A 12,943-nucleotide genomic window follows, 5' to 3' on the forward strand; every position below is an offset into this window, starting at 1 on the left:
CTAATCGGTAACCGCTGACGCACTTGCGTCAAGCGGTTACCGCAATTGGATCATGTCCCGTCGTTTCTTCAAGTCGGGAGCGCCGCAGGGCTCCCCCGCTTAGTGATTGGGAGAGTTTGCATACTTCCGAAGTTCGAGCCTGGCAATGGCGCGATTGTGCACCTCGTCCGGGCCGTCGGCGAGCCGCAGCGTGCGGATGTGGGCGTAGTCCTTGGCAAGGCCAGCCTCGTCCGACACACCGCCGCCGCCGAACGCCTGGATCGCCTCGTCGATGATCTTCAGCGCCATGTTGGGCGCAGCGACCTTGATCATGGCGATCTCGGCCTGCGCGGTCTTGTTGCCGACCTTGTCCATCATGTCGGCCGCCTTGAGACACAGAAGACGCGTCATCTCGATGTTGGTGCGGGCCTCGCCGATGCGCTGCTCCCACACGCTGTGCTCGACGATTTTCTTGCCGAACGCGGTGCGCGAGGCGAGCCGCTTCACCATTTTCTCCAGCGCCTCCTCGGCCTTGCCGATGGTTCGCATGCAGTGATGGATACGGCCCGGGCCGAGGCGGCCCTGCGCGATCTCGAAGCCGCGGCCTTCGCCGAGCAGGATGTTCTCCTTCGGCACGCGCACGTTCTCGAGCAGCACCTGGGCATGGCCGTGCGGGGCGTCGTCGAAGCCGAACACCGGCAGCATCTTCTCGACCTTGATGCCGGGCGTGTCGAGCGGAACCAGGATCTGCGACTGCTGCTGGTGCTTGGCGGCCTTGAAATCGGTCTTGCCCATCAGGATCGCGATCTTGCAGCGGGGATCGCCGACGCCGGACGACCACCATTTGCGGCCGTTGATGACGTAATGGTCGCCGTCGCGCTCGATGCGGGTCTCGATGTTGGTGGCGTCGGACGAGGCCACCGCCGGCTCCGTCATCAGGAAGGCGGAGCGGATCTCACCGTCCATCAGCGGCCGCAGCCATTTCCGCTTCTGCTCCTTGGTGCCGTAGCGGATGAACACTTCCATGTTGCCGGTGTCGGGCGCGGAACAATTGAACACTTCCGAGGCCCAGGTGATGCGGCCCATTTCTTCCGACAAAAGCGCGTATTCGAGATTGGTCAGTCCCGCGCCGCGGAATTCATCGTCCTCATGCTCGGACGGCGGCATGAACATGTTCCAGAGGCCTTCGGCCTTCGCCTTCTTCTTGAGGTCCTCGAGAACAGGGATCACCTTCCAGCGGTCGCCGCTCTTGTCCTGCTGATCGTAGATCGGCACCGCCGGGCGCACGTGCTTGGCCATGAAGGACCGCACGCGGTCGAGCCATTCCTTTTGCTTGGGCGACATATCGAAGTCCATGCGACGCTCCTCTCTCTCACTGGTCCTTTTGCGCCGGACTGTCCTCCCGCTTTGCGCGGCCCGCAAGCGCGAATGCGCGTCCTTGCGGACCTGTCGAAACCCGGCTGCAGTTGCGAACGAGTCCCGATTGCGGATTGACTTTTCCCGACCTTCAAACGATAGTTTCATACAACTGTTTGAATTGCAACTCCCCTCCCCGAGGGCATCCATGGCCAGCGATCATACGAGGTCTGCCATTCTCGCCGCCGCCGAGCGGCTCTATGCCGATCGCGGCTTCGGCGACGTGACGCTGCGCGACATCGTCGCGGAGGCGGGCGTCAACCTCGCCGCGGTGAACTATCATTTCGGCTCAAAGGACGAGCTGATCGCGGAACTATTCGTCACACGCTCGATCGCCACCAACCGCGAGCGCCTGCACGAGTTGAAGGCGGCGGAGGAGCAAGGCGGCGGCCGCGCGCCGATCGAGGTCATCCTGCGCGCGTTGGTCGGGCCGACCTTGCGCGGCTGCCTGGGGCCGGAGAACCAGCGCTCGACCGCGGCGCGCTTCATGATCCGCGCCTCGATCGAATCCGTGCCGCCGATCCGGCGCATCAAAAACCGCGAGATCGACCATTTGCGCAAATTCGTCGGCGCGATGCGGCGGTCCCTGCCCGACCGCAGTGACGTCGATATCTATTGGGGCCTCAACTTCGCGCTCGCCATGGCGCATCACACCATCCGTGAGAGCGAGCGGCTGACCAAGCTTTCGGAGGGCAAATGCGACCTCGACGACGTCGAGGATGTGGTCACGCGCGTCGTCAGCGTGGCGACGATGGCGCTGACGGCGGGACGGATGGAGCCGAAGGTCTCTTCAAAGGTGGCGGCGCGTTAGCGCGGATGGGCGTTGACGGTACGGAGCTGGAAGCTGCATTCGCGGTGCGCTCCCTCGCCCCGTTCTTACGGGGCCGCGACGAGCTTTGCTCGCGCTGAGAGGGGTTGGGGTGAGGGGCCTCTCTCCACACGTGCGGTCTTCGGGGAGACCTGTACCCCCTCACCCGGATCGCACCGGACGATGCCTTCGCATCGCCGAGGCGATCCGACCTCTCCCCGCAAGCGGGGAGAGGTGAAGTCAGCGCCATTCACCTCACAACAGGCGATGCAGTCGATCTGGTCGAAGAATGATTGGTGGGCGGGACTACGCCCGCTGCGGCATCTCCTCGGCCTCTTCCTTGGCGAGCAGCAGCAGCATCTCGATGCCCATTTCGCCTTCCTGCGGCGAGCGGATGAACTTGATCTCGTCAGCGCTCTGCCGCAGCGCGGCAATGATGGCGACGGCCTGATTGGCGGTGGCCGCCTCGGTCGCCAGAATGGCCTTCTGGTCCTTGGCCTGGAACCCGATCGTGTAGGACATTCACTTCCCTCCCCGAACTCAAGTGGAGAGATCGAATCAGAGTCGGAGGCAAAGCGGAAGCCTGTGCGACTACGGACCGGGATTAGCTGGGGATTGCGGGCAAGCTTCACGCAAGCCCCGGCATGGCGCCCCGATTTTTCTCGCCGTTTCCACAAGCGCGGCCCTCTTCCCTTCTCCCCTTGTGGGAGAAGGTGGCGCGAAGCGCCGGATGAGGGGTTCTCTCGACGAACTCGACTGCAGCTTTGCACGCGGAGAGAACCCTCACCCGTCTCGCCGCTTTGCGGCGAGCCACCCTCTCCCACAAGGGGAGAGGGAAAGCCGGCGCCGCTTCGTCGAATCTAGATGATGCCCTGCTGCTTCAGCTGCTCGATCTTGCCGGCATCATAGCCGAGCTTGCCGCCGAGGACCTCCTGGGTGTGCTCGCCCAGAAGCGGCGGGGCGCGGTAGTCCTTGATCGGGGTCTCCGAGAGCGTCAGCGCGTTGCGGACCAGCGACAGATCGGGCTCGAAGGGATGGTTGACCTTCACGCGCATGCCGCGCGACTGGACGTGCGGGTCGGAGAACACCTGCTCGAAATTGTTGATCGGCCCTGAGGGCACCCCCGCCTCCTCCAGCTTCTCCAGCCAGTAGGCTACCTTTTGCTTCAGGAACAGGCCGGCGAAGATCGCCATGATCTCCTTGCCGTGCACGACGCGGTCGTTGTTCTTGACGAAGCGCGGATCGCTTGCGAGCTCGGGCGCGCCGAGCACGGCGCAGGTGCGCTGAAACTGGCCGTCATTGCCGACCACGACCATCAGCTCGCCGTCGGTGCAGCGGAACACGCCGGCCGGCATGCCGCCATTGCCCCAGGTGCCGCGGCGCGGCGGGATCTTGCCGTTGACGAGATAGATTTGCAGCCAGTGCGACAGCGATGCGATCACCGTATCGAATAGGCAGACGTCGATGTGCTGTCCCTGCCCGCCCCTGGCGTCGCGATGGTAGAGCGCCGAGAGAATGCCGATCGAGGCGTTCATGCCGGTCATGTAGTCGACGATCGACGGGCCGACCTTCATCGGGCCCTCGCCCGGCTCGCCGTCGATATGGCCGGTGACGCTCATCAGGCCGCCCATCGCCTGCAGGATGGCGTCGTAGCCGGCGCGCGGCGCATAGGGGCCGGTCTGGCCGAAGCCGGTCACCGAGCAATAGATGATGCCGGGATTGATCGCCTTGATGGTCTCGTAGTCGAGGCCGTAACGCTTGAGGTCGCCGACCTTGTAATTCTCCAAGAAGACGTCGGCATCCTTGGCGAGCTCGCGGACGATCGCCTGCCCTTCGGGCTTGGCGATGTTGACGGTGACCGACTTCTTGTTGCGATTGGCGCAGAGGTAGAACGAATTGTTGTTGTTGGCCTTGCCCTCGGGGTCGGTCAGGTAAGGCGGGCCGAAGGCGCGCGCGTCGTCGCCGGTGCCGGGCCGCTCGATCTTGATCACCTCGGCGCCGAGATCGCCCAGCATCTGGGCCGACAGCGGCCCGGCCAGCACGCGGGTGAGATCAAGGATCTTGATGCCTGAGAGCGGCAGGGCAGACATGTCGATTTCCTCCGGAGAACTGGATCTTGGCGCGGCGGCGGGATCGCGAGGCCGCGCTCCCTGCCGATACCACCATTTTCGCGCCCTGAGCACTGCACTGGCGGCATACGGCTATCTCCGGCCGGACCGGAGGTCGTCGCCGTCAGCAACTTTCCGCGCGGCGAAGATTGCGTGATCGGCTCAGGTCACAACAACCGGCAGCCGCGGCCGGCGGCGAGCGAGCAGAACGAGGATCAGCACCGTCGCGCAGGAGAACACCAGCGTGAGACCGAGCGCAGCACGGCTGCCGAACTCCGTCAGCAGGCCCGCGAGCAGCGGCGGTGAGATCGCGGAGGCGAGGTTGAGCGGCAGCGAGATCATCGACATCGCCTTGGCGAACTCGGCCTGGTCATAGAACACCAGCGGGATGGTCGCCCGCGCCACCGCCATTGCGCCGCTGCCGGCGCCATAGAGCAGGATGAAGACCGCGACCGCCCACGTGGCGCCCTCGCTCGACATCAGCAGCAGCATGGCGACCGGCAATGCGCTGCCCGCGACGAGCCCGGTCGTGATGCCGTCCCATCGTCCGCCGCCGAGAAAATCCAGCCCGCGGGCGCTGACCTGGATCACGCCCAGCATCGAGCCGAACACCAGCGCCTGAGCCGGCGCCAGCCCCTCCGCCCGCAACAGCTCGATCAGGATCGCACTGACGCCGAAATTGACGAAGGCGTTCAGCGTGATCGCGGCAACGACGAGGCCGAACGTGCTCCGTGCAATGGCAGGCGGCGGCGACCGCTTCGCCGGCGCGGTGCCCTCGTCCTGTGCGATCTTTCGGCGCGGCGCGCCGAACGCATAGAGCGGGAGGCTGACGAGGAGCATCATCGCGGCGTAGACCAGGCACGTCCCCCGCCAGCCGAGGTGACCGCTCAGGAACGAGGTCGTCGGCCAGAAGATGCTGCTGGACAGGCCCGTCACCAGCATCAGCGCGCCGATCGCGTTCTTGGCCTGCCGCCCCGCGATCTCGTTCAGCATGATATAGGCGCCGGTCGACAGCGTGGCGCTGCCGGCGATGCCAAGCACGATCCACGCGGCGAAATAGAGCATCGGCTCGCGCGCCAGCGACAGCAGCACGAAGCCTGGCGCCGTGACGATCGTGCCGACCATCATCACCGTCCGCGCGCCATGCCGCGCAAAGGACTTGGCGAGCAACGGACCGCACAGCCCCATCGAGACGTAGAGAACGGACGTGCCGGCGAACACCGCCGGCAGGCTCATGCCGAGATCGGCGGCGAGATCGCGCCCGACGATGGCGGGAAGCCCGATCGTGCCCCATCCGACCAGCTGCGTGGTGGCGAGCATCAGCAGGACCCCGATGAGCCTGCCGTCATATTTCAAGAACTGCATTCCAAACGTCGCCTGCCCGGCAGGCGCAGATTGCGCCTGTAGCACCTGTCTACTCGGAGAAACGGCGCACGGGAACGCCGGCCGCCGAATGGCAGGCGGCAGCCGGGAGCATGTGAGGACGAGGAAGTCGCCCTACCCTGCCATGGCGAGCAGCGATCGCGCCTCAGCCGCGGTCGCAACGCGCCGGCCGTGGCGCGCGACCGCCTCGCAGGCCAAGGTCACGAGCTCGGCGTTGCTGGCAGCAAGGCGCGTCTTGTCGATGCGGATATTGTCCTCGAGCCCGGTGCGGACCGCGTCCGCCCCTCGGGCGAGCGCCCACCCCATGACCTCGGCCTGATGACGGCCGATTCCGGCTGCGGTCCAGGTTGCCTTCGGGATCAGCCGCCTGAGCTCGCCCAGGAGAATGTCGAGCACATGCTCGTCCGCCGGCATCGCGTTCTTGACGCCCATGACGAACTGCACGTGCGGACGCGCGTCGATGAGGCCCGCATCGATCAGGCGGCGGGCGCCATGCAGATGCGACAGATCGAAGATCTCGATTTCCGGCCGGATGCCGTTCGTCTTCATGCTAGTGGCGAGCGTCTCGACCAGCGCGGCGCTGTTCTCGTAGACGATGGTCGGAAAGTTCACCGATCCCGTGGAGAGCGAGGCCATGTCGGGCTTGAGGTAGAGCGCCGATCCGCGCGCCGAGGGATCGCGGCCACGCCCGCCGGTCGAGAACTGGACGATCATATCAGGACAATGCTTTTTGATCCCCTCCTGCACCTGGGCAAAACGCTCGGGATCGGAGGACGGCGTCTCGTCGTCGTTGCGGACGTGGATATGCGCAAGCGTGGCGCCCGCCTCGAAGGCCTGGTGCGTCGATTCGATCTGCTCGGAGGGCAGGATCGGCACCGCCGGATTGTCCTTCTTGCGCGGAACGGAGCCGGTGATGGCGACGGCAATGACAGCGGGGTTCATCCAGCGACCTCATGATCTTTGCGCTCGCGCGCATAACGTTCGGCCAGTCTTGCTACAAGTGAAACCCTGTCGCGGCAACATTCGTCGATCGCAGCGACAGGGCCTTTTCGTCTGAATCAGGTCGGAACTGCGGTCGCCCGGCCTGCTGTAGCCGTGCGGCTGGCGGCGGCGCGCGCGATGACCTCGAGGCGACTACCTCGATGAGGCGACTACCTCGATTCAAAGGCCGCTACGGAAATGACGGAGGAGTGCCGCCCGCCGCGGGCGATTGATCGTCTGGTCGGTTGGCCGCAGCGGAGCCCCTCACGCGGTGTGGCCGGGATCCACGTGCTTCGGCGTCTTCTTCTCGCGCTGCGGCGTCATCTTGGCCGGATCGGGCGCGCCCGGCACGCCGCGCGGGCCGAGCTGGTCGCGCTGGATGTCGTCCTCGGAGCGGGATGGCTCGACGCCGTTGGGCTCACGGGGCTTGGTCATCGCGTCTTCTCAAGCGTTGTCCCGGACGCCGAGCGCGTTGCCTCCCGCCTCGCGGCCGGGCACGCTGACCTGAACTTCATGTCCCTCACGCAGCGCGAGGGATGCGGCGGCGACTGCGGACTCGAACGCGGCTTCCTTGGTGGCGTAGGTGTTCTTGACGTCGCCGTCGTGCAGCACGCCCCATTCGTCCCGCACCGGCACGATGGCATATTGCGCAAGGCCCATTGTCCAAACTCCTGGCTCTAGATTTCAGAAAAAAGTCTGCACGACAACGCGCCTGCGCGCTTAACGTTGCGTCAGCTGCGGATGGGTCGCGCTCACTCGCCAGACCGTGTTGCCGCTGTCGTCCGCAACCAGAAGCGCGCCGGTCTTGTCGATGGCAACACCAACGGGGCGGCCGCGCGCCTTATTGTCGCTGTTGAGGAACCCGGTGACGACGTCCTGCGGCGGGCCGCTCGGCTTGCCGTCTTTGAACGGCACGAACACGACCTTGTAGCCGCTCAGCACCTGCCTGTTCCAACTGCCGTGCTCGCCAACGAAGGCGCCGCCGCGATAGGCGGCCGGCAGGCTGGTGCCGGTGTTGAAGGCGAGCCCGAGCGGGGCGACATGCGAGCTCAGCGCATAATCCGGCACGATCGCCCTGGCGACGAGATCCGGCCGCTCCGGCTTGACGCGGGGATCGACGTGCTGGCCGAAATAGCTGTAGGGCCAGCCGTAGAAGCCGCCGTCCTTCACCGAGGTCATGTAATCAGGCACGAGATCGGGACCGAGCTCGTCGCGCTCGTTGACCACCGTCCACAATGCGCCGGTCTGCGGCTCGAAGCTAAGGCCGTTGGGATTGCGCAGGCCGCTTGCGAACACGCGCCAGCGGCCGCTGGCGCGATCGACCTCGAGGATGGCGGCGCGATTGTGCTCGGCCTCCATGCCCCTCTCGGCGGCGTTGCTGTTGGAGCCGACGCCGGCGTAGAGCTTCGAGCCGTCGGGGCTGGCGACCAGGCTCTTGGTCCAGTGATGGTTGATCGGACCGCCCGGCAGCGGCGTCAGCACCGTGCCCGGCGCGGTGATCTTCGTGTCCCCTTCGGTGTAGGGATATCTGAGGATGGCGTCGGTGTTGGCGACATAGAGATCGTTGCCGACCAGCGCGACGCCGAACGGCGAGTTGAGATGGTCGAGGAAGACGCTTTGCGTCTCCGGCACGCCATCCCCGTTGCTGTCGCGCAGCAGCGTGATGCGGTTGCTCGCGCCGCTGTCGCCGCCGGAGGTCGCCCAGGACTGGATGACGCCCATCACGAGTTCCTTGGGCAGCTTGATCGGAGCGCCTTTCGGCGCCTTGGATTCCACCACCAGCACGTCGCCATTGGGGAGAACGTAGAGCGAGCGCGGGTGCTGCAGGCCGGTGGCGAAGGCCTTGGCCTGCAGGCCCTGCGCGACCGTCGGCGTCTCGTCCTTCTTCCAGCCGACGATGCGGGCAATGTGGACCGGCGGCAGCAGATATTGCTGGATTTCGGGAAGTGCCGGATTGGCGCCGACCTGCGCGTTGGGATCGCCGCTGCCGTCATTGCAGCCGGCCAGCCCCAGCAGCGACGCGCACAACAGCGCGCGGATCATCGCAGACGTCATCGTGCAACTCCCACGCCGTGGCGATAGACGAGAGCCCAGCCGAGCCACCCCGTGATCGGCAGGATCAGCACTGTGAGCGCGGACAAGGCGAGCCCGCTCGGCCACACGGAAGTCCAGCCATCGCGCATGTGGATCATCAGATTGACGATCGAAAGGATCAGCACCACGGCATTGCCGATCAGATGCGGCCAGGCCGGCGCCTGCGCCCGCACCAGCCGATTGCCGAGGAAGTCGATCAGGCCCGCGATCGCCGCCAGCACGCCGAAGACGATTCCGGCGAGCAGCAGCCAGGCCGAAAAATTCGCCCACATGATCTCGGCACTGGCGACATAGGCGATGTCGGTCAGCAGCGCCCCGACGAAACACGTAATCGGGATCGGCACCAGCATCGGATGAATCGGATGACCCGCGATCTGCGCGGTGGAACGCACGCGCACGTCGCCTTGCACGGTTGGCCTCGTGACTTTTAGCCTTGCCCGTACGGCGAACTTCCGCTCATGACGAAGGTTCCTCCGCGTGCTGCATCGCGCCTGGAGCGAGGCTGCACCGCGCAAGGGGAACTGAATGGGACATCCGGAAGTCTTGACTGGATCAGCCTTTCGGAGACCGCAGCGTGGATCAGTCTGGCGACGGCGCCTCATTCAACCCAGCATCCAAGCTCGACGGCGTGTCGCGGCGCCAGACCAGGCAGATCGAATCCCAGAGCAGGCCAAGCGCCGCGCTGATCCATGAGACGATCCGCGCCGAAGGCGAGCAGGAGCTGGAGCGGCGATGGTGGGCCATCGTGCTGTCCGGTTTTGCCGCCGGCCTTTCGATAAGCCTGTCGCTGATCGTTCAGGGCGAGTTGCATGCGCTGATCTCGGATGAGGCGACCCGCCGCCTGGTTGCTCCGCTCGGCTACACCGTCGGCTTCCTGGTCGTCGTGCTGGGACGACAACAGCTCTTCACCGAGAACACGCTGACACCGATCCTGCCGCTGTTGCACAACAGGGATCTCGGCACCTTGGCAAGCGTGCTCAAGCTCTGGATCCTGGTTCTCGCCTCGAATATCGCAGGGACCTGGGCGGCCGCCTCCGTGCTCGCTCGCACCAGCATCTTCGAACCTCGCATCGTGGACGCCTTCATCGATCTCAGCCGACCGACGATCGAGGGGACGTTCTCAAGCACCTTCGTCAGGGCCATCTTCGCCGGCTGGCTGATCGCCTCGATGGCCTGGCTTCTTCCGGCTGCCAAAGGCTCGCGCGCACACATCATCGTAGTGATGACCTATGTGGTCGCACTCGGCCAGTTCTTGCACATCGTCGCGGGTTCGATCGAGTGCGCCTTTCTGGTGCAGAGCGGCCTGGCCTCGTTCAGCCAATATGCCTCCGACTTCTTCATACCCACGCTACACGGCAATATTATCGGCGGAACGACCCTGGTTGCGCTGCTGAACTACGGACAGGTCGCCGCCGAAATCGATAACCACAGGGGATAGAGCCTGCACGAAGCGGCTGCTTTGGACAGGAACGATAGCGCAGAGCTGGGTTTGCCCTAGCAATCAACGCGGTCAAGCAGGATCATTCATGAGCATCGAGAGCAAGAGCCCATTCGACAGGAACCGGCCGAAGGATCACGCGACATCATTGATCGCGAACTTCAGCGCGGCGACGAGGCCGACAAGAACAAGGTCGATCATCTCCCCGGCGTGAAGGTCAGCGGACAGCCTCAAGGCGGCGCGCTCGATCGCGCACGGAAGGATCGGAGCGACGGGACGAGGAATAGCTGATCGGCCGTCAAGCCACGGGGGGCTATCGAGGAAATGCCCTGCTGGGATATCGCGTCCAGCAGGTTCTGGAGCGGGTGAAGGGAATCGAACCCTCGTATTCAGCTTGGAAGGCTGCTGCTCTACCATTGAGCTACACCCGCGTTGGGGGCTCCCTAACACGGCCGGGCTGCGGTCTCAACTGCCCAGGAGGTCGCTTTCCGGCGTCTTCGGCGGCCTTGCGAACCACCCGGGTTCCTGCGGACCCGCCGCCCCTTAACAGCGGCGGGATCGCCGCCTATATTGAAGACTTCCGAAACCAACGAAAGGAGGTGATCCAGTGTCTTATCTCAAGCGCTGTCACCTCGCTGGGATCGCCCGCTAAGCTTCGAGTAGGGCTTGGCATCGGGGCGCTCTCAGCCCTGGACCAGCGAGCAAGAAATCGGGCGCGACGGGGCTTCCCCGCCGCGCCTTTTTCGTCTGTCGCCGCGGCTCAGGCGGGCGGCTCGCCGGCAAGCACCTCGCGAATCTTCTGCGACAGCTCCGCCTTGCGGTATGGCTTGAACAGCAGCGCCACGCCGGGATCGAGATGTCCGTCGTGGACGATGGTGTTGTCGGTATAGCCGGAGGTGTAGAGCACCCTCACGCCCGGCCGGCGGAGCCTGACGGCTTCGGCCAATTCATGCCCGTTCATGCCGCCGGGCATGATGATGTCCGTGAACAGCAGATCGAATCGGGCACCCTGGTCGACCAACGCCAGCGCGGACGCGCCGTCGCTCGCAGCGAGCGTGCGGTAGCCGAGGCCGCCGAGTTGCGCGATGACATAGCCCTGGACCAGCGGATCGTCCTCCACCACGAGTATCGTCTCCCGCCCGCGCGCCGTGGCCGGCGCTTGAACCGGCGCCGTCCTGGCCACAGCCTCGCCCTTTGCCCGCGGCAGGAACAGCCGCATCACGGTGCCGCGCCCCTCCTCGCTTTCGATCGCAACAGTGCCGCCGCTCTGGCGGGCAAAGCCGTAGACCATGCTCAGCCCCAGACCGGTGCCGCGGCCGACCCCCTTGGTGGTGAAGAACGGCTCGAAAACACGCTCGCGGATATCGGCCGGAATGCCGTGACCGGTGTCGCCGACTGCAACCATCACGAAGGCGCCGCGCACGCCCTCACCAGCGGTCCCCGTGCCGTCGAGCTCGCGGTTCGCGGTTTCGAGGGTGAGCTTGCCGCCGCCCGGCATCGCGTCGCGCGCATTGACGGCGAGGTTGACGATCGCGGAGGACAGCTGCGACGGATCCACCATCGCGGACCAGGCCTCGTCGGCGAGCCGCGTCTCGATCTCGATTTGCTCGCCGAGCATCGGCCTCAGCAGCTTCGCGGTCTCGACCACGAGCGCGTTAACGTCGATCTCGCGCGGCTCCAGCGGCTGGCGGCGCGCGAAGGTCAGGAGTTGCGAGGTGATCTCCGCCCCGCGCGCGGCCGCATCATCGATCAATTGCGCGATCGCGGCCAGCTCGGGCTTGTCCGCAAGCCCCTCCTGAATGATCTCGATCGTACCGGTGATAACCGTGAGCACGTTGTTGAAATCGTGCGCCACGCCGCCTGTGAGCTGGCCGATCGCGTCCATCTTCTGGGACTGACGCAGCCGCTCCTCGATCTCGTGCTGCGCGGTGAGGTCGGTCGCGGAGCCGCGGTAGCCGAGGAAGCGTCCATCGTCGTCGAAAACCGGCTTGCCATTGACGCTGAAATGATGCATCCGCCCGCGCGTGTCGCGTCCGCGATATTCGAATTTGCGGAACGGCTCGTGACGGTCCAGCGTCGCCAGATGCGCGCGCCATTTCTCGGCCTCGGTATCCCGATCGAGCGCAGTATCGATGCGACGCGTGCCGATCCGCACTTTGGGATCCATTCCGAAGGCAATCACCCGGTCAGAGAGATAGGTGAAGCAGTGGTCCGGCCCGGTTTCCCAGAACCAGTCGGACGCGGTTTCGGCATAGTCGCGGAAACGCTCTTCGCTCGCCCGCGCCTCCGCTTCGGCGCGCCGGCGGATGGTCAAATCGCGCTCGAGATTGGCATTGGCCTCGCGCAGCTCGCCATAGGCCTGCTGGAGGTTCGCGCACATCGCGTTGAAAGCCTCGATCACCTTGTCCAGCTCGTCGGCATCGGAGGGCGGCCGGCGCTCCAGGCGTAACGGCGGTGGGGGCCGGGTCAGGCTGTATTTGCTGACGTACTCGGCGATGGCCGCAAGCGTCTCGATGTCGGTCAGACCAGGCTTCGCCGCCGTCGGCGCGATGGCGTGGCTGCGCTTGGCGTCCTCGTCAGCTGCGTTGGCCATGCACCATGTTCCCGAAATGGCGGCTCGCTGCTGCGGTCGAGCGGTTGCAGTCTCGAGCAATCCATGGGCTGAGACGCGCCCGTCTCGTCACCCGATGCAAGCGACGTCCCGTCGGCCCGCGAGCTCGAAGTCGGCAAGTCACG

General features: G+C 65.4%; 11 protein-coding genes, 1 tRNA gene and 1 pseudogene. 2 read left to right on the plus strand and 11 right to left on the minus strand.

Features of this window, described 5'->3' with window-relative positions; genetic code table 11:
• Positions 1–99 precede the first annotated feature (99 nt).
• Positions 100–1,335 carry an acyl-CoA dehydrogenase family protein gene (locus N2605_RS21175; protein ID WP_036027669.1) on the minus strand — a complete coding sequence of 412 codons (1,236 nt, stop codon included), beginning with the start codon at positions 1,333–1,335 and terminating at the stop codon, positions 100–102.
• A 208-nt stretch (positions 1,336–1,543) separates the two neighbouring features.
• On the opposite strand from N2605_RS21175, the gene N2605_RS21180 reads away from it, so the two are divergent.
• A complete protein-coding gene (locus N2605_RS21180) occupies positions 1,544–2,206 on the plus strand; it encodes a TetR/AcrR family transcriptional regulator (RefSeq protein WP_036027671.1) in 663 nt (220 codons plus the stop codon).
• A 303-nt stretch (positions 2,207–2,509) separates the two neighbouring features.
• On the opposite strand, the gene N2605_RS21185 is transcribed toward N2605_RS21180, so the two are convergent.
• From N2605_RS21185 to N2605_RS21220, 8 genes are all read right to left on the minus strand, one after another.
• Positions 2,510–2,725, minus strand: a complete 216-nt coding sequence (locus N2605_RS21185) for a hypothetical protein (RefSeq protein ID WP_036010888.1) — start codon at positions 2,723–2,725, stop codon at positions 2,510–2,512.
• 338 nt (positions 2,726–3,063) lie between these two features.
• Positions 3,064–4,293 (minus strand): CaiB/BaiF CoA transferase family protein, encoded by a 1,230-nt coding sequence (locus tag N2605_RS21190; RefSeq protein ID WP_260342862.1) that lies wholly within the window; start codon positions 4,291–4,293, stop codon positions 3,064–3,066.
• Positions 4,294–4,473: 180 nt separating this feature from the next.
• Positions 4,474–5,676: an MFS transporter gene (locus tag N2605_RS21195; protein ID WP_260342864.1), complete on the minus strand. Its 1,203-nt coding sequence runs from the start codon at positions 5,674–5,676 to the stop codon at positions 4,474–4,476.
• Positions 5,677–5,808: 132 nt separating this feature from the next.
• The gene (locus N2605_RS21200) at positions 5,809–6,636 is read right to left on the minus strand and encodes a 3-oxoadipate:acetyl-CoA acetyltransferase (protein WP_057029603.1); all 828 of its coding nucleotides are present in this window, start codon (positions 6,634–6,636) and stop codon (positions 5,809–5,811) included.
• Positions 6,637–6,939: 303 nt separating this feature from the next.
• Positions 6,940–7,110, minus strand: coding sequence for a hypothetical protein (locus N2605_RS21205; RefSeq protein WP_167361681.1), 171 nt, complete (start codon positions 7,108–7,110; stop codon positions 6,940–6,942).
• Between the two features lie 9 nt (positions 7,111–7,119).
• Positions 7,120–7,335, minus strand: coding sequence for a hypothetical protein (locus N2605_RS21210; RefSeq protein ID WP_036010879.1), 216 nt, complete (start codon positions 7,333–7,335; stop codon positions 7,120–7,122).
• Positions 7,336–7,395: 60 nt separating this feature from the next.
• On the minus strand, positions 7,396–8,730 hold the full coding sequence (locus N2605_RS21215; protein ID WP_260342870.1) for a PQQ-dependent sugar dehydrogenase: 1,335 nt from the start codon (positions 8,728–8,730) through the stop codon (positions 7,396–7,398).
• Positions 8,727–9,179 (minus strand): DUF2231 domain-containing protein, encoded by a 453-nt coding sequence (locus N2605_RS21220; protein ID WP_260342872.1) that lies wholly within the window; start codon positions 9,177–9,179, stop codon positions 8,727–8,729. Before N2605_RS21220 ends, N2605_RS21215 begins: the two co-directional genes overlap by 4 nt.
• 164 nt (positions 9,180–9,343) lie before the next feature.
• On the opposite strand from N2605_RS21220, the gene N2605_RS21225 reads away from it, so the two are divergent.
• Positions 9,344–10,207, plus strand: coding sequence for a formate/nitrite transporter family protein (locus tag N2605_RS21225; RefSeq protein WP_260342874.1), 864 nt, complete (start codon positions 9,344–9,346; stop codon positions 10,205–10,207).
• A 357-nt stretch (positions 10,208–10,564) separates the two neighbouring features.
• On the opposite strand, the gene N2605_RS21230 is transcribed toward N2605_RS21225, so the two are convergent.
• A tRNA-Gly gene (locus N2605_RS21230) sits at positions 10,565–10,638 on the minus strand.
• Positions 10,639–10,967: 329 nt separating this feature from the next.
• Positions 10,968–12,713, minus strand: a pseudogene (locus N2605_RS21235) (ATP-binding protein); the annotation flags it as partial.
• Positions 12,714–12,943: the final 230 nt, after the last annotated feature.

Origin of the sequence: Bradyrhizobium yuanmingense, from assembly GCF_025200905.1 — a bacterium.
GTDB classification, from domain to species: Bacteria; Pseudomonadota; Alphaproteobacteria; order Rhizobiales; family Xanthobacteraceae; genus Bradyrhizobium; species Bradyrhizobium yuanmingense.

Bases quoted from the DNA above. Each gene is read 5' to 3' on its own strand.
- N2605_RS21175 (WP_036027669.1), bottom strand. From the start codon at position 1,335: ATGGACTTCGATATGTCGCCCAAGCAAAAGGAATGGCTCGACCGCGTG.
- N2605_RS21180 (WP_036027671.1), top strand. From the start codon at position 1,544: ATGGCCAGCGATCATACGAGGTCTGCCATTCTCGCCGCCGCCGAGCGG.
- N2605_RS21185 (WP_036010888.1), bottom strand. From the start codon at position 2,725: ATGTCCTACACGATCGGGTTCCAGGCCAAGGACCAGAAGGCCATTCTG.
- N2605_RS21190 (WP_260342862.1), bottom strand. From the start codon at position 4,293: ATGTCTGCCCTGCCGCTCTCAGGCATCAAGATCCTTGATCTCACCCGC.
- N2605_RS21195 (WP_260342864.1), bottom strand. From the start codon at position 5,676: ATGCAGTTCTTGAAATATGACGGCAGGCTCATCGGGGTCCTGCTGATG.
- N2605_RS21200 (WP_057029603.1), bottom strand. From the start codon at position 6,636: ATGAACCCCGCTGTCATTGCCGTCGCCATCACCGGCTCCGTTCCGCGC.
- N2605_RS21205 (WP_167361681.1), bottom strand. From the start codon at position 7,110: ATGACCAAGCCCCGTGAGCCCAACGGCGTCGAGCCATCCCGCTCCGAG.
- N2605_RS21210 (WP_036010879.1), bottom strand. From the start codon at position 7,335: ATGGGCCTTGCGCAATATGCCATCGTGCCGGTGCGGGACGAATGGGGC.
- N2605_RS21215 (WP_260342870.1), bottom strand. From the start codon at position 8,730: ATGACGTCTGCGATGATCCGCGCGCTGTTGTGCGCGTCGCTGCTGGGG.